Annotated in this window: 24 protein-coding genes; 8 read left to right on the top strand and 16 right to left on the bottom strand. The window is 40.5% G+C overall.

Annotated features, from left to right (window positions below; genetic code table 11):
- Positions 1-17: 17 nt before the first annotated feature.
- Positions 18-659: an orotate phosphoribosyltransferase gene (gene pyrE, locus H4J59_RS18610; RefSeq protein ID WP_182241467.1), complete on the top strand. Its 642-nt coding sequence runs from the start codon at positions 18-20 to the stop codon at positions 657-659.
- Between the two features lie 114 nt (positions 660-773).
- Here the strand turns inward: pyrE and H4J59_RS18605 are convergent, their stop codons facing one another.
- From H4J59_RS18605 to bioH, 3 genes are all read right to left on the bottom strand, one after another.
- A complete protein-coding gene (locus tag H4J59_RS18605; RefSeq protein WP_182241466.1) occupies positions 774-1,793 on the bottom strand; it encodes a putative metalloprotease CJM1_0395 family protein in 1,020 nt (339 codons plus the stop codon).
- A 5-nt stretch (positions 1,794-1,798) separates the two neighbouring features.
- Complete coding sequence (locus H4J59_RS18600; protein WP_182241465.1) at positions 1,799-2,107, bottom strand: hypothetical protein; 309 nt, start codon at positions 2,105-2,107, stop codon at positions 1,799-1,801.
- Positions 2,108-2,270: 163 nt separating this feature from the next.
- Entirely contained in the window at positions 2,271-3,053 is a 783-nt protein-coding gene (gene bioH, locus H4J59_RS18595) for a pimeloyl-ACP methyl ester esterase BioH (RefSeq protein ID WP_182241464.1), read from the bottom strand.
- Between the two features lie 78 nt (positions 3,054-3,131).
- Between bioH and H4J59_RS18590 the strand changes: the two genes are divergently transcribed.
- On the top strand, positions 3,132-3,899 hold the full coding sequence (locus H4J59_RS18590; RefSeq protein ID WP_182241463.1) for a ComF family protein: 768 nt from the start codon (positions 3,132-3,134) through the stop codon (positions 3,897-3,899).
- A gap of 4 nt (positions 3,900-3,903) precedes the next feature.
- On the opposite strand, the gene H4J59_RS18585 is transcribed toward H4J59_RS18590, so the two are convergent.
- A complete protein-coding gene (locus H4J59_RS18585; RefSeq protein WP_182241462.1) occupies positions 3,904-6,456 on the bottom strand; it encodes a M14 family zinc carboxypeptidase in 2,553 nt (850 codons plus the stop codon).
- A 235-nt stretch (positions 6,457-6,691) separates the two neighbouring features.
- On the opposite strand from H4J59_RS18585, the gene nfuA reads away from it, so the two are divergent.
- Together nfuA and H4J59_RS18575 are read left to right on the top strand one after the other, a co-directional pair.
- The gene (gene nfuA, locus H4J59_RS18580) at positions 6,692-7,270 is read left to right on the top strand and encodes a Fe-S biogenesis protein NfuA (RefSeq protein WP_182191695.1); all 579 of its coding nucleotides are present in this window, start codon (positions 6,692-6,694) and stop codon (positions 7,268-7,270) included.
- A 27-nt stretch (positions 7,271-7,297) separates the two neighbouring features.
- Positions 7,298-7,534, top strand: coding sequence for a hypothetical protein (locus H4J59_RS18575; RefSeq protein WP_182241461.1), 237 nt, complete (start codon positions 7,298-7,300; stop codon positions 7,532-7,534).
- A gap of 80 nt (positions 7,535-7,614) precedes the next feature.
- On the opposite strand, the gene H4J59_RS18570 is transcribed toward H4J59_RS18575, so the two are convergent.
- Positions 7,615-8,946 (bottom strand): MATE family efflux transporter, encoded by a 1,332-nt coding sequence (locus tag H4J59_RS18570; RefSeq protein ID WP_259369598.1) that lies wholly within the window; start codon positions 8,944-8,946, stop codon positions 7,615-7,617.
- A gap of 100 nt (positions 8,947-9,046) precedes the next feature.
- On the opposite strand from H4J59_RS18570, the gene H4J59_RS18565 reads away from it, so the two are divergent.
- Entirely contained in the window at positions 9,047-10,096 is a 1,050-nt protein-coding gene (locus H4J59_RS18565) for a polysaccharide deacetylase family protein (RefSeq protein ID WP_182241460.1), read from the top strand.
- Between the two features lie 215 nt (positions 10,097-10,311).
- Here the strand turns inward: H4J59_RS18565 and H4J59_RS18560 are convergent, their stop codons facing one another.
- The 5 genes from H4J59_RS18560 to H4J59_RS18540 form a co-directional block, all read right to left on the bottom strand.
- Positions 10,312-11,001 carry an SCO family protein gene (locus H4J59_RS18560; protein WP_182241459.1) on the bottom strand — a complete coding sequence of 230 codons (690 nt, stop codon included), beginning with the start codon at positions 10,999-11,001 and terminating at the stop codon, positions 10,312-10,314.
- On the bottom strand, positions 11,001-11,918 hold the full coding sequence (gene cyoE, locus H4J59_RS18555; protein ID WP_182241458.1) for a heme o synthase: 918 nt from the start codon (positions 11,916-11,918) through the stop codon (positions 11,001-11,003). Before cyoE ends, H4J59_RS18560 begins: the two co-directional genes overlap by 1 nt.
- 9 nt (positions 11,919-11,927) lie before the next feature.
- Positions 11,928-12,935, bottom strand: a complete 1,008-nt coding sequence (locus H4J59_RS18550; RefSeq protein WP_182241457.1) for a heme A synthase — start codon at positions 12,933-12,935, stop codon at positions 11,928-11,930.
- Entirely contained in the window at positions 12,936-13,496 is a 561-nt protein-coding gene (locus tag H4J59_RS18545; protein WP_182241456.1) for a hypothetical protein, read from the bottom strand.
- Positions 13,497-13,578: 82 nt separating this feature from the next.
- Complete coding sequence (locus H4J59_RS18540; protein ID WP_182241455.1) at positions 13,579-14,325, bottom strand: SURF1 family protein; 747 nt, start codon at positions 14,323-14,325, stop codon at positions 13,579-13,581.
- Positions 14,326-14,376: 51 nt separating this feature from the next.
- On the opposite strand from H4J59_RS18540, the gene H4J59_RS18535 reads away from it, so the two are divergent.
- Complete coding sequence (locus H4J59_RS18535) at positions 14,377-14,586, top strand: DUF2909 domain-containing protein (RefSeq protein ID WP_182184364.1); 210 nt, start codon at positions 14,377-14,379, stop codon at positions 14,584-14,586.
- A 70-nt stretch (positions 14,587-14,656) separates the two neighbouring features.
- Here the strand turns inward: H4J59_RS18535 and H4J59_RS18530 are convergent, their stop codons facing one another.
- The 5 genes from H4J59_RS18530 to lexA form a co-directional block, all read right to left on the bottom strand.
- Positions 14,657-15,541, bottom strand: a complete 885-nt coding sequence (locus H4J59_RS18530; RefSeq protein WP_182135813.1) for a cytochrome c oxidase subunit 3 — start codon at positions 15,539-15,541, stop codon at positions 14,657-14,659.
- A gap of 30 nt (positions 15,542-15,571) precedes the next feature.
- The gene (locus H4J59_RS18525; protein ID WP_182184365.1) at positions 15,572-16,156 is read right to left on the bottom strand and encodes a cytochrome c oxidase assembly protein; all 585 of its coding nucleotides are present in this window, start codon (positions 16,154-16,156) and stop codon (positions 15,572-15,574) included.
- An 11-nt stretch (positions 16,157-16,167) separates the two neighbouring features.
- The gene (ctaD, locus tag H4J59_RS18520) at positions 16,168-17,772 is read right to left on the bottom strand and encodes a cytochrome c oxidase subunit I (RefSeq protein ID WP_182135815.1); all 1,605 of its coding nucleotides are present in this window, start codon (positions 17,770-17,772) and stop codon (positions 16,168-16,170) included.
- Between the two features lie 12 nt (positions 17,773-17,784).
- Entirely contained in the window at positions 17,785-19,341 is a 1,557-nt protein-coding gene (coxB, locus tag H4J59_RS18515) for a cytochrome c oxidase subunit II (RefSeq protein WP_404852039.1), read from the bottom strand.
- A 585-nt stretch (positions 19,342-19,926) separates the two neighbouring features.
- Positions 19,927-20,541 (bottom strand): transcriptional repressor LexA, encoded by a 615-nt coding sequence (gene lexA / locus H4J59_RS18510; protein WP_182241454.1) that lies wholly within the window; start codon positions 20,539-20,541, stop codon positions 19,927-19,929.
- A 337-nt stretch (positions 20,542-20,878) separates the two neighbouring features.
- Between lexA and H4J59_RS18505 the strand changes: the two genes are divergently transcribed.
- Positions 20,879-21,181: a hypothetical protein gene (locus H4J59_RS18505; RefSeq protein WP_182241453.1), complete on the top strand. Its 303-nt coding sequence runs from the start codon at positions 20,879-20,881 to the stop codon at positions 21,179-21,181.
- 272 nt (positions 21,182-21,453) lie between these two features.
- Positions 21,454-22,356 carry a DNA-binding transcriptional regulator OxyR gene (oxyR, locus tag H4J59_RS18500; RefSeq protein ID WP_182241452.1) on the top strand — a complete coding sequence of 301 codons (903 nt, stop codon included), beginning with the start codon at positions 21,454-21,456 and terminating at the stop codon, positions 22,354-22,356.
- A gap of 293 nt (positions 22,357-22,649) precedes the next feature.
- Here oxyR and ahpF read toward each other — a convergent pair whose 3' ends face one another.
- Positions 22,650-24,251 carry an alkyl hydroperoxide reductase subunit F gene (gene ahpF, locus H4J59_RS18495; protein ID WP_182241451.1) on the bottom strand — a complete coding sequence of 534 codons (1,602 nt, stop codon included), beginning with the start codon at positions 24,249-24,251 and terminating at the stop codon, positions 22,650-22,652.
- Positions 24,252-24,259: the final 8 nt, after the last annotated feature.

The raw sequence follows: 24,259 nt of genomic DNA, 5'->3' as shown, positions 1-24,259 counted from the left end.
CCAGACAGGAGCTAATTATGAAAGATTATCAACGCGAATTTATTGAATTTGCCTTAGCTAAACAAGTGTTACGTTTTGGCGAATTCACTTTAAAGTCAGGCCGCATTAGTCCTTATTTTTTCAATGCGGGTTTATTCAACACCGGTGGTGATTTAGCCCGTTTAGGACGTTTTTATGCCGCGGCATTGCAAGATTCTAGCATTGACTACAATTTGTTGTTTGGCCCTGCTTACAAAGGCATTCCTATTGCCACTACCACAGCAGTTGCACTTGCTGACAGTTACAACATTGATATGCCTTATTGCTTTAACCGCAAAGAAGCTAAAACCCACGGTGAAGGTGGTAGCTTAGTAGGTTCACCCCTTGAAGGTAAAGTGATGCTGGTTGATGATGTAATCACCGCAGGTACTGCCATTCGTGAGTCAATGCAAATTATTCAGGCTCACGGTGCTGAATTATCCGGTGTACTGATTGCCTTAGACCGACAAGAAAAAGGCCAAGCAGAGCTTTCTGCCATTCAAGAAGTTGAGCGCGACTTTAATACCAAGGTCATTTCTATTGTCACCTTGGCAAACTTAATCAGCTACTTGGAAGAAAAACCAGACATGACTGATAGCTTGGCTAGCATTAGAAAATATCGTGAAGATTACGGTATTTAAACAATAAATTAACTATTGCTATAGTCAGCAAATGGTAAAGTTACCAAACGTAAAAAGCCTGCAAAATTGCAGGCTTTTTTGTTACTAAAAATCGTATCACAGGCTCAGCGATCACTAGGCAGTTAGCTCGAATTGATAGCTTGCTGATTTTTCATAGGCTTGATTAATAGTAGCGTAAAATTTTTCAATGCGGCCCGCTCTTTCATCAATCGCTAATGATCGGCTTGGCACTAGGGCTTCTTGCGCTGATAAGGTTTGGGCAATTTGGCGATCAAAGGCTTTATTACTGTCATTATTTTCAAGGCTAGTGTCACTTTTCAGCAGCTCTTTATCAGGATATAACTGACCTAACTGCTGCTTAGCCTCAACATTGTCAGCGCTGATATTCGTTAACTCTGCCTGAGCCTCTAAAATAATACTAGCCGCCGAAGCAGCAACGCGAATATCTTGTGCTGATGGATTAGTCGGAGCTAAGGCAGCAGCTTGCACTTTATTCATTTTAACAATGGTTTCTGTAGGCTCACCTGCAATGGGCGTTAAATCGACAGAGACTTCACCTGAAACAGCATATTTTTTACCATTTGGCCCAATTTCATATGAATAAGATGGCGCGCCCGTAAATGAACCACCAACTCCAGCATGAGCGCTTTCATGATTACGCACCGCTTTATCGCGACTTTCCAAACTGCGAATAATTTGTGTATTAGCCAACTCTTCCGCACTTGATTGTTGGTCACGACTTGAGCTGGTTTGTTCCGGTTTTGCTTCTCCAGAGCCATCGCTATTTTGCTTATTAGCCTCTTGTTCTGAGTGCTTTGCTGAGTCTTGCCCTGAACTATGTCCTGAATTATGGCCTGAGCCATCACCTGAGCTATTGTGTGAACTATTGCCAATAACATCGTTAGCGAGCTCAGCTTGTTTACGTAAGCTGGCAAAATCTACTTGCTGATTATTTTGTGCGGGAGTGCGGCCACGCTCTTTGTCAGAGGCCGGACCTTTTTCGGCGCCTGATTGACTCGATGGCTCAGGTTTTGTGATGACTTCTCTTTGCTGATTTTCACGACGTAAGCTATCTGTCTGCAGGTTTACCGCAGTTTGTATGGGTAGATGAGTGTTTTGTGGCGTGATATTCATAACCGCTAGACGGTAACGTCCAATAACGAGCCTAAGTTTTCATCGGCTGATTGCATCACTTCAACAGATGCCTTCGCTTGAAATTCTGCCACCCGCAAATCTATCAGTGACTGCGTTAGCTTTACCGAACTATCACCCTTTTGTTGAGCTAGCTCGTTAACACTAGCCACAGGAGCATTACTTGCTTGAGCGACGCCATAAGATTCAGCGGTTAGGCTGGCACTAGACGCTATATTTTCGGCCGATTTATAAACATCTTCATTAGCTTTTTGAAGTCCTTGTACACCAAGATTAAAGGCGGATTGAATTTCCACAAAATACTCCTCAATGATTACTGACACTTACGCTGTACTTATACTCTGTACTTATACTCTGTAGTTATACTCGGTAGTTATCTGCTAAATTTACGGTTCAATTTAACATTCAGCTATCTGCTCAATTATCAACCAAAAGTGTTAAAAAGTAAACCGTTACTCTTTAACTAAGATATTCAGTTAACCAGCTTTCCAATATCGCTAAAAACTCAGCTTGATGAGATATAAATGGCGCATGTGAGGCTTGTTCAAATATATAACTTTGGCTGTGAGGGGCAAGTTGATCAATTAAGGCAATAACTTTTTTGGGTACTAAACCATCAAGCTTGCCGTATAGGCGCAAAAATGGCTGATGAATATTTTCTAGCTGCGCAGATAAATCTGAGCTTTCTAATAAACTTAATGAGTCGTCTAAAACCTGTCGCGTAGGCTGTTCATATTGCATAACTAGCTCGCGAATTTGTTTAATATCTTGGCGAATATGTGGACTACCCATGGCTTGAATTTTCAAAAAATTACTCATAGTTTTTGTCGTGTCTTGGGCAAGTTGTTGGTGAAACAAGGCCAAAACACTTGCCTTAATGCCCGGCCAATTATCTTGTGCTACAAACTGTGGCGAGCTCGCCACAGTGACTAATCCTAATACTTTCGCTGGGTGCTGAATAGCCATTTGACTGGCGACTAACCCCCCTAAAGACCAACCAATATAAACGGCTGGTTTAGCCACCGCTTGTATAATAGCCTCTGCTATTTCAACTAATGAATATTGAGCCAGTTGTACTGATTTATTAGTCGCAAAGCCGGGTAGATCAACGGTGATGACTTGAAAGTTGGCATGCAGCTGCGCTAAACAGGGTTGCCAAACTGCCGAGTTAAGGCCCCAACCATGGATGAAGACCAAAGGAATACCTTGGCCTTGGCTGGTAATTTTTAATCTTTCTGCCATGCTCTTTTTCATGCTGAGTGTCATGCTTAATGTGCTCAATATCCGGTAGGCGCACAGTTTAACCAAAGGAGGCTGAAAATGGAATTTAGCAGCAAGCGCAATAGGGAAATATTATTAACTTTACAGCAGACATTGCGCCAAGAGATGAAAAAAATCAGCCTAAAAATAAGCTGCTGCTCCTTATGTGGTAACACTTGCCAACATCACCCATTACTTTGTCAGTATTGCCAAGCAGATTTACCTTATTTTAATCACCAACATCTGCCTTATGATTTATTATTATGGCCCGCCGTTACAAAACTGATCCCCATCAAACATTTTGATCACCTACTAGCCATTGCGCCTTATGTATGGCCCTTCAATACTTGGATTAGTCAGTTAAAATATCAACATAAAACCGAATTAGCCGAGCTGTTATCTTATCTCCTTATTCAGCACTGGCAGCAATATCTTAACCATAAACACACAGATTTAACGCCTGACAACATCTGGATCGTGCCGGTGCCATTACATTTAAAAAAGTGGCAAGAACGCGGGTTTAACCAAGCTGACCTGATTGCGCGCAAGTTCGCCCAAGGTGTTGGTTATCTATATCAAGCAGATCTTGTTATCAGGAAAAAATTGACAGAAAGTCAGGTGGGTAAGTCAGGTGCTGAACGCAGAAAAAATTTAAAACAAGCTTTTAGCTTAAATATCAACCCAAAGACAAGCTTACCTGAGCATGTTATTTTGATTGATGATGTGGTGACCACAGGCACAACAGCCAATGAAATTTGTCAGTTGCTAAAAAAAAGCGGAGTGCAAAGTATTACACTCCTGAGTTTATGTTTAGCGATACCTAGCTAGTGCTTTATTCTGCCAAGTTGGCACTAAAGGCTTTAGCAAAGAATAAACTGTTGGCAATAATCTTCATGCTACCCAAAAAGTAGCCACGAAAAGCTAGGTTGTCAGTGCTCGCAATAATCCGACCTTTACCAACATTGTGAGCCACCAGTGTCGGGTTATTCGCTAAACGATTCACTAAATTTTTATCGGTATAACCACTAAGCAAAGGTACATTACTGTATTTTGCTACCGTTATAAATGGCTGCGATGTTTGCTCCATAATTATGGTGCTATTTCGAAATACCGGTAACTTACTGTTCTGATAACCGTATGCTAGCGGATGACTGACATCTAATTCAGCTTGAAAAATAGCGCCAGCAATACGTTTGCGACCCGCCAGTTGCTCTTTATCACCGTAAGTTAATTTATCCGTATCAAATAACTGGTCGATATGCGCTTTACTGACAAAATCAATTTTTAATAATTCTATTTCTGAGAGCCAAAGTGCGGCGCGTTTTTGACCAAATAGCACACCACCATTAACTAACCATGAAGTAAATTTACTCTGTACCTTGCTGTCTAACCCAGTATATCGGCCATCAACCATAATGATATGGCTATAGTCAGCTAAATTAATCGCGGCTAAGCGTGGCATTTCAACGACTGTGACCGGAATTTCCAGTAGACTATCAAGATAATAAAGCATCTCACCTGCTTCATATTGAGATACCCCCTTACCACCCACCAATAATACTTTCGGCGCTGAAACTGGGCGAAATGAACTACTGCCAATATCAATGCCCTTTGCAGTTAATCCAGTATCTAAAGCGTTCAGCGCTATCTGGCTTTTAGCCGCAAAGTCAGTGAGAATACTACGCCAGTTTTCCACTTGCTGAGTACCCGCTGGTATAATAATAGTGCCTTGTTCGAAGGTTTTAACTGCGCCATTAACTGTCGCGGAAAACGCCTTAGTGGCTACTTTTGCCTTGATCTTAGCCTTGGTAATTTTATTTAACAGTTTGGGCGCTAAAAAATCATGCCATTCAAATGCATAGGCGTAAGCCAACTTGCTGACATCAGCAGCTTTTACAGCGCTAGGTTGCCATGGTTTCTCTTCCGTTTTTAAACCCCAAGTACGTCCAACAGGCGCAAACTTTATGTTCATGGCGAGTGGTAACGTCCAGCCTGAGACATCGTAAAAAGTATTATCTTGAAAACTTTGTTGTTGATTAAATAGCGCTTTAATCACTCGGTATTGCGGCTGTTCTAATGGAATATAATAACTATACTGAGCAAAATAAGTTAACTCATTAATTTTATAATCTTGCTTAAGGGGATACACCTTAATTTGATGTTGTTGCAACTTATCTAAAAAAGTCTTTAGGCGATAATGATCTTGGGTTTCAGTAAAAATATAACCATTAAAGCTTTCATCACTGGCTTTTTTTTGTGCCCGTTGGTAGAAGTCTTGTCGATAAGCTTTAAATTTTTGTTGGTTTTTCCACGCACCTTCAATGGTTGATAACGACGTTAACACATGGTTTTGTATACCGTATTCAAAAGTCAGTAAGCCATTAACAGTATCTTGTTGTAAACCTCGACTACTGGCTTGTTCAAACAAAATACCAATGCCACCATTAATGTCTGGATACGTTGAGCCCTTGCCGTAATAAAAATCATCAAAGCTTTCTTCACTGTAATATAAACGCTCTTTTTCATCGAGTGCTTTGGCGTGATAGGTCGCGAGTAACCGCGTTAGCTCGGTATTTTTTTCTGGTGTTAAAGGATGCGTTCGTGTGGGAATTCCTGGCTGAAAAAAATAGCTGCTATTGGCGCCCATTTCATGAAAGTCACCTAAAACATTTGGCTGGTATTGATGAAAATAAGGTAGGCGATTTTGACTTTCTTTTTGCGACAATAGCAACCAATCGCGGTTTAAATCAAAACCAAAATGATTGGTACGGCCCGTGCGCCAGTTTTGATGATGTTCGATATGGTTTGGATCTGAATTCTCAGTGATACCACGATGTGTCGCCACCCAATTAACAAAGCGATCCATGCCGTCTGGGTTAATGCTCGGCTCTATCACAATAATAGTGTCGTTAAGCATATCGGCCACAGCTTTATCTTGCGATGCGGCTAAATGATAAGCCACCACCATAGCCGCATTAGTACCGCTAATTTCATCACCATGCACACTATAACCTAACCAAACCACAATAGGGTCTTTAGCAGAGGCGGCTATATCTGAGCGCCGTGCTAAAATTTTCTCAAGGTTATTTAAGTTTTCAGGACTTGAAATAGTTAATAAAATTTGTGAGCGAAACTGTGTAGTTCGACCCATTTCTTCAATTTGGAGTCGAGTTGACGATGCCGCGACTTGCTCTAGATAGTTTATTACTTGATCATGGCGTGGATGGCGTTCACCAATACCAAAGCCCAAAGCGGATTCTGGCGTTGGCACTTTTTCGCTATAAACTGCGCCCTTGGGCAAGTATGTACTTACATTGGCACTAAAAACGGTAAACGAAGTACTTAATAAACAAAATATTACAATTCGATACAACGATAACAACATGCGAGATCTCCTGATTCAATAGTTAGATAAAATAACAAAATAATGCCATATGAACTAGTTATCTCGTGATAATTGCCCATTTATCTATTTTATTGTTCACTTTTCAGCTGCTGGCTATATAAATTATGCTATCTAGGACTAGCACCAAATGACAGACAAGAGTAAAATTGTTATACTTGAGTAAAATAGTCGGGTATTGAAAAGTTCAAGCCCAGTAGGGAGAGTAAATAGTATGATGGTTAACATTTCAGAAACTGCACAAGAACACTTTGTAAAACTACTTTCTGGGCAAGCTGAAGGTACGAGTATCCGTGTGTTTGTTGTAAACCCGGGTACAGCAAGCGCAGAATGTGGTGTATCCTACTGTCCGGCTGACGCTATAGAAGCTGACGACATTGAATTAAAGTTTGAAAACTTTTCAGCTTACATAGACGCCGACAGTAAGACTTATTTAGAAGAAGCAGAAATAGATTTTACCTCTGACCAAATGGGCTCGCAATTAACCTTAAAAGCGCCAAATGCTAAGTTACGTAAAGTTGCCGATGACGCGCCATTATTTGAGCGTGTTGATTACTTCTTAAAAGCTGAGGTTAACCCTCAGCTAGCTAGTCATGGCGGCGATTGTACGCTAATGGAAATCACTGAAGACGGTTATGCTGTATTACAATTTGGCGGTGGCTGTAATGGTTGTGCCCAAATCGATGTCACCGTTAAAGACGGCATTGAGAAGCAATTAATTGACATGATGGCTGGCGAAATTAAAGGCGTAAAAGATATGACAGAGCATGAACGTGGCGAACACTCATACTACTAATAACCTGCTGTTGTCAGTAAGGTTTTAATGTCATTATTAGAAAAAATAGGCCAAGATCCACAACGCAGTATGCAGCGTTTTCTCAGTGGACTTGGTCTTTTTATTATCGGCGTTTGTTTTATATTTCTCGGTTACTATCAGCACTATCTTTGGCAAATGCTCGGCGTGGTTATTTTAGCTTGCGGTTGTCTACTGGCTATTTACGCTTATATCGGATTATTTGCTAATCGTTTGTATCATATATTTAATCGCACTAAGCCTTAAATTACTCACCTTAAAAGTGCTATTCTTAAAAGCATTACTCTTAAAAACACTAAGCGGTAAAGAATAAACGGTAAAAAGCGCTAAAAAGTATGCTTATTTCGCTGATAATGCCAAGCTAATGTAATACCGCGTGCTAACATAAATATTGAAAATGCCGCCCACAGACCATGATTACCATAATCCTTTAATAGCCACCATACCGGAAAAAAGCAGCCAAAAGTGGCAATTATCATGCTGTTTCTCATAATATGCGCCTGCATCAAGCCCACATACACACCATCATATAAATAACACCAACAGGCCAGTAAGGGTAAAGCGACAATCCAAAATAAATGTTGCTGGGCATAATCAACTACAGCCGATATATCCGAGATACTGACAATAAAATAATTGCCTGCCAGATAAAACAATAAACTATAAGCGAGCGCAAATATGCCAGTCCAAAAAAGCGCAATATTGACACTGACAAACATGCTTTTTTGATTATTCTCTCCTTTCGCTTTACCTACCATCACTTCCGCTGCATTGGCAACACCGTCTAAACCAAACGATATTAATAACAAAAAATTCATCAAGATAGCATTAGCAGCAATCACATCGTCACCTAATCGAGCACCTTGAAAGGTCATAAAAATAAAGCATATTTCTAAACATAAAGTGCGAATTAATATATCTCGATTCAGTTTAAAATAGCTTAACAAGGCGGTTCGCTCTACAGCCGCAGCAAACATTTGCTGTGCGCTAGCAAATAAGCCCATAAACTTTTGTTTAAAGTTATTGTATACAAAGGCTAGGCCGATAAATAAGCCACTATATTCTGCAATCAGCGTCGCCATAGCCACACCTTTAACTTGCCAAGCAAAACCAATCACAAAGAGTAAATCTAGGCCTAAGTTAATCAAGTTAGTGGCAATAATTAACCACATCACCACTTTGGCTTGGTGATTACCCAGCAACCAACCCAAAATAACTAAATTAGCTAGTGCTGCTGGCAAACCCCAAATGCGAATGGCGCTATATTCTTGCGCATAAAACTGCACTTGTTCAGAGCCACCGGCTAATGATAGTGCAAGATCTAGGTAAAAATTCTGAAATACAATAACGACCAAACCAATGGCAAATGCAACAATAATCCCGCGTAGTAATATCAAACAGCTTAATGCATTATTTTTTTGGCCAAACGCTTGCGCTGATAAGCCGGTGGTCGACATACGTAAAAAACCACACAGCCAAATGATGGCGGTAATGATCATGGCGCCAACCGTACTACCGCCTAAATAATAAGAATATTCTAGGTGGCCAATAACAGCGGTATCAACTAAACCCAGTAAAGGCGCAGTAATGTTTGACAAAATCATGGGTAAAGCAAGAATAAATAACTGCTTATGGCGTTCTATATTATTGAATTTCAAAAAAAGCCAACCTTTATGGCAAATGGACTGTTTAAATAGTAGAAAAAAAGCTACTTTACCTAAGCGACTAACGCTCTATAAATATCTCAGGAAGATTAACATGAAATTTCGTTTGTTGGCAGCATTATGCTATTGCCTCCACATCACCAGCTTCGCCACTGTCATTCTACAATATCACCATGTCAGCGATACAACTCCAGCCAGCACCAGTATCTCTCCAAGCCAGTTTGCGCTGCATATGCAATACCTAGCAGACAACAATTTTGAGGTGATTGCCTTATCAAGCTTAATGAATTCAATTAAAACACAAACAGCGTTGCCCAATAAGTCTGTGGTTATTACCTTTGATGATGCTTATTTAGATATTTTAACCCAGGGTAAACCGATATTAGATCAACACGATTATCCCTTTACCATCTTTATTAATCCCGGCATTGTCGAGCAAAATTCCGAGCATTATCTCTCGTGGCAGCAACTCAAAGTAATGGCAGACGACGGGGTAATTATTGCTAATCATGGCATGGCGCACGATTCATTAATCCGAATACCTGATGGCATGACGATGCAACAATGGTTAGCGAAAAACACGCAGTCGTTACTCAGTGCAGAAAAAATAATTGCAGAAAAAACTGGGCAGAGTTGGCGCTATTTCGCTTATCCCTACGGTGAATATAATCCTGAAATTCAGCAGTGGATACAAGACAATAACTTTGTCGCTTTCTCACAACAATCAGGCGCTGTTGGCTTGAGTACTAACACGACAATTATTCCACGTTTTCCGGCCTCACAGCCTTACGATCAATTACCAAGCTTACGCGATAAACTCAATGCTTTACCTTTTAGCATACGCGTTGAAGCAGAAAATCAGCAAACCATTTTTCAACAGGGTGAGTCAACTTCAGTAAGTTTTAAGGTTGATGTGGACGATTTTAATCCTGAACAATTAAATTGCTATATTTCTGGTTTAGGCCGTCAAGAAATTCAATGGCAAGGTGATGAAATCTTTACTATTAATTACAGCGCAGCACTGCCAACAGGTCGTGTGCGTTGCAATTGTACCGCCCCCAGCATTAGTGAGCCTGGACGCTATTATTGGTTTTCAAAACCTTGGTTTATTCTCAAAGAAAACGGTGAATGGTTTCCGCTATAGTCTTATTCACGGTAAATGTTATCTGTTATCACTATTGGTATTAAGGCCAATAGTGATAACGAGTCATACTTTCTGTCGGTAGGATTTATGCTCTCAAGTAAACCTTAACTTGTTGACTAGATTGCTGAATCCATATGATGGATAAGACCAATTAACCAGTGATCTTTAAGCTGACAGCTATTAACTGACAGCTTAAAATTTACTTTAACTCTAGCTCAATACAAAGCGACAATTTTGGCAAAGTCACTGACCAGTTTATCGCCTTCAATCACCGGAACTTCACCCAGTGCTTGTTTAGGTTTAAAAATAGCTTCTACTTTACCTGCAGGGTTAATCAAAACCAATGACGCACTGTGATCGACTAAATAGCTGGTCGCAGTTGCGCCATGATTGTCTTTAGCATCGCTATTAACTTTTTGCCCCGATTTTTTCTCTGACGCTGGCTCTGATTCAGTTATCGCATACATTAAGCCTAAATTACGGGCAAATGGAAACAACACACCATGATGGCCATATAAGGCCTTAAATTCCGGATTAAAATAACCAATATAGCTGGCAAGCTTTGCTTGTGTATCACGTTTTGGGTCAACAGACACTAATAACACTTGGCTTTTATTGCTGATCGCTTTTAAATCATCATAAATAAAGTTCATTTCTTGCAAGGTAGTTGGGCAAACATCTGGGCACGATGTATAACCAAAAAATACCCAACTCCAATGACCTTTTAGCGACGCGTTGTTAAAGGCTTCACCCAAATGATCCGTTAATTCAAAAGCTTTAACATCTCTTGCTTGTTGATAATGCAAGGCAAATTCAACCGGGGCTTTTTTATTTAGCTGACCAAATAACATCACACCTGCTGCTAGTGCCCCCAAGGCTACAATCAGAATAACAATTTTATTCATTAACCTGTTACCGGTAATAGATAATGATCGAGTAACAGAATAATAAATAACGCCATTAAATGCACAATAGAAAACTTGAAAGTGTCCATTGCCGTATTTTCATCGGCATTAAATTTCAGTTTCCATGCGTAAGCAAAAAACACTAAGTTCAATACCACAGCACCAATTAAATATAACCAATTACTCATCCCCACTAAATAAGGTAACAAGCCCACTATAAAGAGCAAGACGGTATATAACAAAATTTGAGTTTTGGTAAAATTAACGCCATGTGTGACGGGTAACATAGGAATGTTTACTTTTGCATACTCGTCTTTACGATGAATAGCCAACGCCCAAAAATGTGGTGGCGTCCAAGTAAAGATTAATAACACTAATAATAACGCATTAGGATGCACTTCATTGGTCATTGCTGTCCAACCCAATAAAGGGGGAATAGCACCGGCTAAACCGCCAATAGTAATATTTTGTGGGGTAGCACGCTTTAAGTACATAGTATAAACAAAACTATAACCGACTAAGCCTGAAAAAGTTAACCAAGCAGTGAGCGGGTTAACTAGGCTATATAAAATAGCAAAGCCGGTTACCGCTAGAGTCATAGCAAATGTCGACGCATTACGCGCGGAAAGTCTACCATTTGGCAAAGGGCGATTATGAGTACGCCCCATTTCACTGTCGATGCGCTGATCAACAATATGATTAATCGCTGCTGCGGCAGATGACAAAAAACCAATACCTATCATCGACGGCACTAACACCTGCCATGGAATAACACCCGGCACAGATAAACACATGCCCACTAATGCAGTTAATACTAATAACGCGACGACCCTAGGCTTGGTAATTTCATAATAATCACGCCAAATGGGTGTACTAGGTGCGCTATGGCTCGCTTCTATTGTGTTGCTTTGACTCATAATATGCTCCTAAGTTTTACGTTTTAAACTGTATGTCATGGTAATTAATGACATCATTAACATGGCGGCTACTACGTTGTGACTCACCGCAACATTTAGCGGTAGTGAGAACCAAACATTGCTAATACCCAAGCCAACTTGCACGCTGAGTATAAAACCTAAACTCAATGCGGCGTTCTTAAAAAATGGTGCTTGCGCCTTACGATAAATGCGAATAGCCAACCAAAACAAGTACAGTGTTGTTACTATAGCACCTAAGCGATGCATAACATGAATGGTCAAGCGTGAGGCATGATCAAGGTGGCCAAATTCATAACTTTCTTTCTCCGGCGGAATAAGATCAAAAGCATGTTCAAAGTTCATCTGCTCTAGCCAACCCGCTTGGCATATAGGGAGTTCAGCACAAGTAAGCGCGGCATAGTTAGATGATGTCCAACCGCCCAAACCAATTTGTGCCACTAAAATAAAAATACCAATCACAGCAAATTTAAAATATTTTTTCAGGCCAATGTCACCGCCCGGCACTCGAAAATCACTCAAACGTAAATACAGTAATAGCAATAAGCACAACGTAGTAAAGCCACCCAGTAAATGCCCCATTACCACCACGGGCATTAACTTCATGGTGACAGTCCACATGCCAAGTGCTGCTTGAAAAATAACTACTATTAGCAGTAAAATTGGCAATCCTAACGGACCACGTTGTGCACGACGCTTTATCGAAATTAAGGCAATAATAAGGATCAATACCCCTAATGAACCAGCAAAATAGCGATGGATCATTTCATTCCATGCTTTTTCTGGTTCAACAGGACGTTCAGGAAACGCTTGCTCAGCAGCAATAATTTGGGCACTGGTTTTAGGCACTTCAACTAAACCATAACAACCTGGCCAATCTGGGCAACCAAGACCTGCATGGGTTAGGCGTGCATAAGCACCTAAACTGACCACCACAATCGCTAATAATATACTAACAAAAACAAGTTTTCTAAGGTCGGAAGAGCTTTGTGTTCTCATTTAGCCAATCCTTGAATACTTCAGCAGTTTCTTAAAGTCTGCCAATATGGCTTTGCCAAATTTTGGCAGCTGCTCGGCATTTTTGGGTGGTACATGGCTAAGAATGACGTTACCTAGGGGGTCAACAATCAAGACTTGTGATTGTGTTATCGCCACCTTTGCCAAAGCGGGCATAGTTTGAATATGCCAACGATTAAGTTGAATTTTTTCTGCTTGCTCTGCGCGTAAATCTTGTTGCGTTAAACCAACGAGTTTCACACGTGGCATTTCTTTACCTAGGGCAATATAAGTGTTGTTAACACTGACTAAGGTATTTTCACATTGCTCATCACAACGGGTTGGCAAGGTGTATAACATCAACCATTGGTGATCAAAGTCGTCAATACTTAAGCCAAGTTGCGCTAAGGTTAACTCATTTTCAATCAGTTGCCCTTGATTGGTCACTCCGTAATTAAACCATTGCTGATTCAATGCCAATTTAGCTAGTACAATGGGAATGATGAACACCGCCAAGAGAATTAGCATACTGCGGCGCGATTTATTTAACTTTGAAGAACTCATAAAACTTAGCCTTTTATTCTTATTATTTGGTTTCGGTATTTGTCTAACCTGTTTATTCAAAATTATCTCAGGTTACTTATGCTTATTCAGACGGATCTTTTTTAGCTATTTTTATCGCCGCCCAAACCATCAAACTTATCCAAGCTAACGCTAAACTAAACCATTGAAACGCATAGGCTCGGTGTTTTTCTGGTGGCATTACGATGGGCTGCCAATTTTTTATATAACCTATAGTCTCTTTTTTATCTAAATAAACGACAAAGGGCAATAGTTTCTTATCAATTAATTCTGAAAACTTATCTAGTTCGATTTGCTGTACTCGTAATGGCCAGGACGGATTAGTTAAGTTTTGTGCTTGTAATTGAATACCCACTTCCACTTCTCGCACATGGCCTGTGATGGTGTGTTGGCCAGTAATAGGGCTGACTTCAGGTAATATATTTCGGTCAATTGAGCCTTGCACCCAACCTAGATTAACTAATATAGCATCCCCATTACTTTCAATGATTTGATAAACACGATAACCCAAACGGCTTTTATTGGGTTGGTTGTCGAGTAAAAATATTTTATCGCCAACAAAATCACCCTTTAACTGAATAGGTAAGTCGTTAATACCATCTTGTAAACCGCTCAGTGTTAATACTTGCGCTAGTGATAAAGCTTGGCGTTGGCTTAATTCACTGATGTGCTGTTGACGTTGTTCTTTTTCAAGCGCTCGGTCAATCTGCCAAAATCCGAGCTTGATTAATGACGAAAATACTAGCATGGTAAATATAACCATCGGCCAATTAAGTTGCTTGAATTTGTGCTTAAGTGATACCGACTTCATAGACTACCGCATGTTGACTAACTAAAAACAGATGATAAAAGAGAGAATACTGTGTTAATTAAATTTATTGTTGTCGGCTTATTAGCCTTTATGGTTTATAACCTATTTCGAGCGTTATTCATTATGAATAAAAATGACCCGAATAAAGCATCCATGTCTAAGTTTATAGGCCGACGGGTGATGACTTCTGTTGTACTAGTGTTACTACTACTACTGGGTATTCTCACCGGAGTGATCACACCTAACCCTAGTCCGTACTAAAAAGTCAAAAGGTACGATATTTATCAACATAAATATCGTACCTTAAACTGCTTATTCAAACACAATAGCGTTAAATAATATAAACGAACACAAACAGTATTACCCACACTACATCAACAAAATGCCAATACCAACTCGCGGCTTGAAAGGCAAAATGGTTTTTCGGCGTAAAATGCCCCTTAAATACTCGAATAAGCATCACAAACAGCATAATAGTCCCTAAGGTCACATGCATGCCGTGAAAGCCCGTCAGCAAATAAAAAGTATTGCCATAAATGCCACTGTCTAAATACAATTTCATTTCGTCGGCATAACCATGGGCGTATTCTAAGCCTTGGCAAAACAAAAACACCACACCTAATACAACGGTCAGCCCTAGCCAAAACTTCAATAAACCACGTTTATTCTGCTCTAACGAAACATGAGCAAAATGGGCGGTAATTGATGAAGTTAACAACAAAATAGTGTTAATTAATGGCAAGCCATACCAACCCATAGCGGTAGTTTCAGTACCGTCTGGCGTTTTAATTAATGGCCAAGTCGCGGTAAATTCAGGCCATAATATTATTGCCGTTGCGGCATTATTTCCGGCGCCATCAAGCCAAGGCACTGAAAAGGTACGGGCGTAAAGTAAGGCGCCAAAAAAAGCAGCAAAAAACATCACTTCTGAAAAAATAAACCAACTCATACCTTGGCGGAATGAATTGTCCATTTGGTGGCTATATTTTCCTGACATTGACTCGGTAATAACATTGTTAAACCAACCAAACATCATATAAATAATCAAGGCAATACCCGCCAGCAATACCCAGCCGCCGCCTGCATTTTCAGGGTTATTCAAATTTGCTACATAATTTGCCGCACCTACGGCAATCAAAAACAAGGCAATAGCGCCCACTATTGGCCACTTGCTTTGCGCTGGTACGTAATAACTTTCGTATTCTTTTATTGTCATTGTTGTTCCCCTCATTTAAGTGCCAAGCACTTAAGAATCAACCGAGCTTGTAATGTCGTACAAGGTGTAAGATAGGGTGATGGTGGATACGTCATCGGGTATGTCTAAATCAACATAAAATTGCAATCCCATTTCAACATCCTCACTGGCTTTTAACGGTTGGCTATTAAAACAAAAGCATTCTATCTTTTGAAAATAAACCGCCGCCCGCCCTGGTGATACTGACGGCACAGCTTGTCCGACAATATCGCTTGTAGACTCATTTTTAGCGTAAAATATAACGGTTTTGCGCTCACCTGGGTGTACTTCTACTTCATTAACCATGGGCTCAAACTTCCAAGGGATACCTTTGGCTGTCCGAGTCAAAAATTGTACGGTAATGGTACGTTCGGTATCTATGCTCTTGACGTTGTAACTGGCCGCAACATTAGATGTTTTTCCGTTTAACCCAGTGATATCACAAAAAACGTCGTATAACGGCACCAGCGCAAAACCAAAACCAAACATACCAAAAACAATCAACATCAGTTTTTTTACTGTTTTTTTCACCGAAGCATCATGCGTTTTCGCTTGTGCTTGCTTTGATAACTTGTTTTGCGATTCACCGTTAGTCATTTTAGCTCCACTTAATCAATTTTTGGTGGTGTTGTGAATGTGTGGTATGGCGCAGGGCTAGGCACTGTCCATTCCAAACCTTCAGCTCCATCCCAAGGTTTCATCGGCGCTTTTTCTCCACCTCTAATACACTTGATAACCAATACCAAGAAGATTAACTGCGAAATACCAAAGGCAAAGCCACCAATACTGACCCACTTATTAAAGTCAGCAAACTGCAAAGCATAATCAGGAATACGACGCGGCATACCGGCCAACCCTAAAAAGTGCATTGGGAAAAACAATAAGTTTACTGAAATAAGTGAACACCAAAAATGCCACTTACTTAACGTATCGTTATACATGTAACCCGTCCATTTTGGTAACCAGTAATAAGCGCCAGCAAAAATAGAAAACAACGCCCCAGTAACCAATACATAGTGGAAATGAGCCACAACAAAGTAAGTATCGTGATATTGAAAATCAGCTGGGGTCATTGCTAACATCAAGCCAGAAAAACCACCAATAGTGAACAAAATCACAAAGGCAATAGAGAACAACATAGGGGTTTCAAAACTAAGAGACCCACGCCACATTGTTGCTGCCCAGTTAAAGACTTTCACCCCTGTAGGTACGGCAATTAACATCGTACAATACATAAAGAATAATTCGCCAAATAACGGCATACCCGTGGTAAACATATGATGCGCCCAAACGATAAACGACAAAAATGCAATTGATGCGGTCGCGTAAACCATTGAACTGTAGCCAAATAGAGGCTTACGTGAGAAGGCTGGAATTGTTGTAGAGACAATACCAAATGCAGGTAAAATCATGATGTAAACTTCAGGATGACCAAAGAACCAGAAAATATGTTGGAACATTACTGGGTCACCACCACCGGCGGCATCAAAGAAACTGGTGCCAAAATAGGTATCGGTTAACACCATAGTAACGGTACCCGCGAGCACCGGCATCACCGCGATTAACAAGTAAGCCGTAATGAAAAATGTCCAAACAAATAATGGCATTTTCATGTAAGTCATACCAGGCGCACGCATATTCATGATGGTTACAACGATGTTAATTGCGCCCATAATTGAGGAAATTCCCATAATATGTACCGCAAAAACGAAGAACGCTGTACTACCGTTACTATAGGTCGTTGATAAAGGCGCGTAGAAGGTCCAACCAAAGTTTGGTGCACCACTTTCCATAAAGAAAGACGACAATAAAATAGCGAAAGCAAAGGGTAATATCCAAAAGCTCCAGTTATTCAGCCTAGGGAGTGCCATATCTGGCGCACCAACCATCATAGGTAGCATCCAGTTAGCCAAACCGGTAAAGGCTGGCATTATCGCACCAAATACCATAATAAGACCGTGTACTGTGGTCATTTGGTTAAAGAAATCAGGCTCAATTATCTGTAGTCCAGGCTGAAATAATTCAGCTCGGATAACCAACGCCATAGCACCGCCAGTCAAAAACATGATAAAAGAGAACCATAAATACATCGAACCAATGTCTTTATGGTTTGTGGTATATAGCCAGCGTTTTATGCCGGTCATTTTATGATCATGGTGCTCACCGTCATGTGAATCATGCTCGGATTGATCATCAATTACATCTGTAGTCATTATAACGCCTCCCTACTTCGCGCTAGCAGCAGCAACGGCTGCTGGCTGGACTAAATCACCGGTGTTATTACCCCAAGCGTTACGCTCATAAGTGACAACCGCCGCAATTTGCGTTTTAGTTAATTGGCCGGCAAAAGCCGCCATCGCTGGATTTTTCTTGCTGCCGTTAAGCACCATATCCAAATGCACTGCTACATCACCGGTAGCAATCAGACTACCTTTAAGTGCAGGAAAAACAGGCGCCATGCCTTCACCAGTAGCTTGATGACAAGCAGCACAAGCTGTCATGTAGACATCTTCACCCAGGGTCATTAATTCGTCTTGGCTATAAACCTTTGATAAATCTTCTTCTGGTATGACTTTGGCAACGGTTTCAGCAACTTGTTCTTTAACGTCTGCAACCGCTTGCTTAACCATATCTGAGGTACCTGCGCCACTAACCGCTTGCACGTCAGCCGCTTGAACAGCTTCACCTGTATTGTTACCCCAAGCATTACGCTCATAAGTTACAACCGCCGCAATTTCTTTTAAGCTTAATTGCTTACCATAAGCTTGCATGCCGGTACCTGCTTTACCATTAACGACAATATCTATATGCGCGCTAGCGGGACCCGTTGTGGCAATAGCACTGCCTTTAAGGGCTGGAAATGCGGGTGGTAAACCTTGTCCACTGACTTGGTGACACGCTGCGCAGTAAGCGGTATAGGTTGTTTCGCCCAGTTGCATTAATTCGTCCATTGAAGCCGAAGCATTTAACGACGCCGCTTCAGCAGCTGCTGCATTGGCTTTCATTTGCTTTTGCTCATCAAGCCAAATGGCGTAATCGGCTTCAGACTTAACTTCAACCACTATCGGCATAAAGCCGTGGTCTTTGCCACACAACTCAGCACATTGGCCACGATAAACACCGGGTTCATCTACCTTGGTCCAAGCTTCATTAATAAAGCCTGGGTTAGCATCTTGTTTTACCGCAAATGCCGGTACCCACCAAGCATGGATAACATCATCAGAAGTAATAACAAAACGCACTTTTTTATTGGTTGGAATCACCAAAGGACGATCAACTTCTAACAGATAATGTTCACCTTTTTCTGCTGAGGTACCATCTTGGTTTTCGTATTGTTCACGCGGGGTAGAAAGCACTGAATAAAATTCAAGGTCTTGATCAAAATATTTATAATGCCATTTCCACTGAGAACCTGTTACTTGAATGGTTAAATCCGCGTCATCGTTATTTTCCATATCGATCAGCGTAATAGTGGCAGGAAAAGCCATAGCAATTAGAATAACGACAGGAATCGCCGTCCAAAGAATTTCAACTTTTGTGCTTTCATGAAAGGTTGCTGGTTTGAAACCTTTTGATTTACGGTGAAACACCATAGACCAAAACATAGCACCAAAGACCACAATACCGATACCAGTACAGATATAGAGCACCAGCATATGTAAATCATATACGTCTCTGCTCACCTCAGTAACACCTTTAGTTAAGTTCAGCGACATATCTGCCCACGCTGAACTAGACAACAAGCCCCCTAGCAACAGCAAACCTAGGTTACGTCTTTTCACACGACATCTCCTTCACCTTTAATTTAGGCCAAACAACATATTTTCATTATGAAAACCGGCTATTTAGCGCATACATTTATTATTATTTAAGTGACGCATTAATCAACAGCTATCAATTACGCCCTATTGTTTTTTTGTACGTTTTCCAGACTAGAATTACTTAAAACTTGATAGGGGTCAATTTTTAATTTCAAAAGTATGATAAATAAAAACCAATAAATACAATAGAGTAAATGCCCTAAACTGGACGACAAGTAGATTTTTAAAAGGATGGCTGCAATGTTTATATTTTGTTCAAGGCATACTTTTCATGCTGAATAATAAATAATCAACACAGAAATTTGCTGTATAAAAAGCAAGCTATTAGCGGTATTTATTGCCGAATAGGAGGATTGTTCTAACCAAAAAAATTGAGCTACATATTAGGCACAGAAATGGTTATCAAGCATAAGAAATACGCAGATTTTAACCCCTTGGCTTAAACCAAGTTACCGTTAAATCTGCGAGATATAATGTAGGAAAGTCTAGTGTAGGAAAATCTAGTCTAGCTAAGTATTAGCATTTATGAAGTAAGTGCAAGGTGAACTACATCCAATCAGCCGCGCGAATAACACCAACGGCTAGGCCTTCGATATTAAATTGCTGAGACTTTAAATCGACCTTAATCGGTGCAAAATCTTCATTTTCAGCATGTAAATAAACCACATTGCCCTCACGTTTAAAACGCTTCACGGTAACATCGTCTTCCACACGAGCAACAATCACTTGACCGTTTTGCACATCGGTTGTTTGATGAACAGCCAACAAGTCGCCATCCATAATGCCGATATCTTTCATGCTCTCGCCATTAACTCGCAATAAATAATCAGCTGGAGGATGAAATAAATTGCCATCAACTTTGTAATGTTGTTCAACATGTTCTTGCGCCAAAATAGGCTCACCGGCCGCCACACGACCAATAAGTGGCAAACCATCTTCAGCGATAAACTCTTGTGTAAGACGAATACCACGCGATGTGCCAGGCAGCATTTCAATATAGCCTTTCTTCGCTAGCGCTTTTAGATGTTCTTCTGCTGCATTGGCCGACTTAAAACCAAAAAAAGCAGCAATTTCGGCACGCGTTGGCGGCATACCCGTATCAGAAATTTTTTCTCGGATCAGATCAAAAATCTGCTGTTGTCTGGGGGTTAAAGGGCGCATAGTTATTCCTTAAGCTACTTAAGAGCGAGCCTGTATTTTTACACAGTATTACTGTTATTGTATACAGGCTGTAAATAAACGCAAGAAAATAATAATCCGGCTTTGCTGGTTTGGGTTTTAGTTGCAATGGTGGTGTTTCCAAAAAATTAAGTGCTCAGTCCATGTTGTTGTAAAGCGGCTTTCACGATTAAATCAGTCAGGTATGCATCATGGTCAATTTGAATGTTAATGAATCAAAAAGCACTACTGATTAAGGTCATTAAAAATACCCATAAATATAACTATTAACCTTGCTAAAACAGCAGGTAAATCAACCTTAGAAGGTGAATGGAAGATAATGAATAAACACGAATATTTAGGTTGTTGCCAAGCACAGTTGCTAAAAGTTTTTAGCCTCGCAAAAAATCATAAAAAAGATGATAAGCAAAAATTCAGAGTTGAAGGCTTTATCCATGCGGGTAAAGCGTTAGGCGTTATATCTCATGCAGAGGCTGTCGATGTTATCGCGCGATCTCACTTTCAGGTATTTGGTGAAAGTATTGAGTCTCGCCAAAATAGAAAAGCGAGCTTAAAGGAAGCGGTTGCCAAAGGTGATGAAAATTTTATTAACATTCCAGCTTATGAGCGCTCAAAGCTATAATGCTTCAATCTCCTTCAACGTCTTAACTCATTAAGGCTTTAAGACCTCAAAGCACAGTCAGTCATTTTAAACAACGGCTTAAATACCCAGTGATGCAATAAGCGCCTCAATTAACTAAGCTTTTAACAAGTTTATAGCCTTTGCAAACCTCGCTTAGTCTGGGTATTAGCGCTTTCATTGCCGGCTTTGCTTTTCAGTATGCTCGCTAAACTGAGTACCTTAAGTTAACATCAATTTAGCTATCAACCACCTCATATCAATAGATTTAAACTATGATAAAAATTCGTGATTTAGAATATCTAACCGCCATTGCCGAATATAAGCATTTTGGCCATGCTGCTGAGGCTTGCTTTGTTAGTCAACCAACGCTAAGTGGTCAAATTCAAAAACTAGAACAACGCCTTAAGCTAACCTTAATTGAACGCCAACCGCGCAATGTTATGCTAACACCCGCAGGAAAACAGTTAGTACAACAAGCTCGGCAAGTACTTAACGCCGCGAATAACTTTGAAGAAGCGGCAAAAGCGCTACTTGATCCACTGTCAGGTGATTTACATATAGGCTTAATACCGACGTTAGCGCCATATATATTGCCGCATATTATGCCAGCACTAAACAGCAATCTAGCGAAAATAAACTTCTATTTACATGAAAATAGAACCCAAGATTTACTGCAACAATTAGAAGCAGGCAAACTCGATATTTTAATTTTGCCTTGGTTACCAGAAATGGCACGTTTTGAACGTTACGATTTATTCATCGAGCCCTTGGTAATGGCAACGTCACCTTCACATCCACTGGCTAATAAAACCAAAGTAACATTTGATGATTTACATAATCAAAAAATTCTCACTTTAGAAGATGGCCATTGTTTGAGAGATCAAGCCATGGGCTATTGCTTTAGCGCTGGTGCGGAGGAAGATGATAGTTTTCGAGCCACCAGTCTTGAAACCTTACGATATATGGTGGCAAGCAATATGGGTATTACGCTGCTACCACAGTTGGCGACAATTAATTATGCTCCACAGAAGCATATTCATTACATTCCTTTTGAAAGCCCGCAACCGGTGCGTGAAATATCATTACTTTGTCGTGCCGGTTACGCGCGTATGGAAAGTGTTAGCGCTGTGGTTAATGAAGTGCGCCAAGCAGTAACGGGTTTATTTGATGAATAAGTTAGCTATGTTTCACAACCCGCTTATGAGCTTGGAGCAAAAACGGTTAAGCTTCATTTAACTTGATGAACTAAAGTTCAAGCTATATCACGCCTGCATGGAACTTAGATGGGTCAAAGGTAAAATCAGTGCAACAGCAAACGCGCTATTAACGAAAAAACGCTACCGTTGCGACGATAGCGTTTATTTTTTTAGTACTTATTGTACTGGCGTTTCAGTGCTAGTTTGAGCTGCGAGTTAAGCCGCTACTAATTAATCCGCTACTAATTAATCCGCTACTAATTAATCCGCTACTAAGCTGCAGCTTCGCTAACGCTTTCAGTGTTTTCAAGCGGGTTCGGTGTTCTAATTAAATAATCGAATGCACCTAATGCTGCTGTTGCTCCACTGCCCATAGCGATAATAATTTGCTTAAATGGCGTGTCTGTTACATCCCCCGCCGCATAAACACCCGCAATATTGGTTTCACCTTTGTGATTAATGATCACCTCGCCTCGCTCGGTTAAATCAACAGTTCCTTGCAAAAACTTTGAATTTGGCACTAAACCAATTTGTACGAAAATACCGGCAAGTTCGACACTCTCTTGCTTATCTGTTGCACGATTAAGGTAGTTTAGTCCAGTCACATGCTTGCCATTACCTAATACTTCGGTGGTTTGAGCATTAACAATAATCTCGATATTTGGCAACGAACGCGCTTTATTTTGTAATACCGCATCAGCACGTAGTACGCTATCAAATTCAAGAACAGTAACATGCTTAACTAAGCCAGCGAGATCTATGGCTGCCTCGATACCTGAGTTACCACCACCAATCACAGCAACTGATTTGCCTTTAAATAATGGCCCATCACAGTGCGGACAATAAGCGACACCTTTACCACGGTATTCTTGCTCACCAGTAACCTTCATTTCTCTCCATCTTGCGCCTGTAGCAATAATGGTTGAGCGTGTTTGTAAGATAGCGCCGTTTTCTAATTCAACGGTGATTAAACCACCTTCAACATCACTTTCTATAATTTTTTTCACCTGTTGATTATTCATAATATCAACATCATATTCATTAACATGGGCTTCTAGGTTAGCCACTAGTTTAGGCCCATCAGTTGCATTCACTGAGATAAAATTTTCAATGGACATGGTTTCTTGTAATTGGCCACCAAAATTGTCTGCCACTATGCCTGTGCGTATCCCTTTACGGGCACTATATATTGCTGATGATGCACCTGCTGGGCCACCACCTATAACTAATAAGTCAAAAGCTGCTTTGTTGTTTATCGCCTTAGCTTGTCTCGCGCCAGCATTGGTATCAACTTTGTTTAAAATCTCAGTTACCGTCATTCTGCCTTGGCCAAACGCTTTACCATTTAAGTAAACTGCCGGTACTGATAAAATATCTCGTTTGTATACTTCTTCTTGGAATAATGCCCCATCAACCATCACATGCTTAATTTGCGGATTAATTGCCGCCATCATGTTAAGTGCTTGCACTACGTCTGGGCAATTTTGACAACTTAAGGAAATATAGGTTTCAAAGCTATGTTCACCTTCTAGTGAGGCCACTTGCTCAATCACCGCTTTATCAAGCTTTATTGGGTGTCCACCGCTGTGTAACAAGGCTAATACCAGAGAAGTAAATTCATGCCCCATCGGCACGCCAGCGAAGCGCATTTCGCCGCCAGTTTTAACTGATTTTACTAACATTGATGGCACTCGCTCGTTGCTTGCATCTGCTGCAACAACCGAGACTAATGCTGACATTTCAGCAATTTCTGTCACCAAGGTATTTAATTCTTTTGATTTAACGTCGTCACCTAAAAATACTGATAATTCAACAGCCGATGTTAAATTCTGTAAATAGGTCGTTAGTTGCTGCTTTAAGTTCGTATCTAACATGGTTTATT

Source organism: Colwellia sp. MB02u-10 (assembly GCF_014077185.1).
Classification (GTDB): Bacteria; Pseudomonadota; Gammaproteobacteria; order Enterobacterales; family Alteromonadaceae; genus Cognaticolwellia.
Note: the sequence above shows the minus strand (reverse complement) of the source record. Positions and strands in the feature narration are given on the sequence as shown.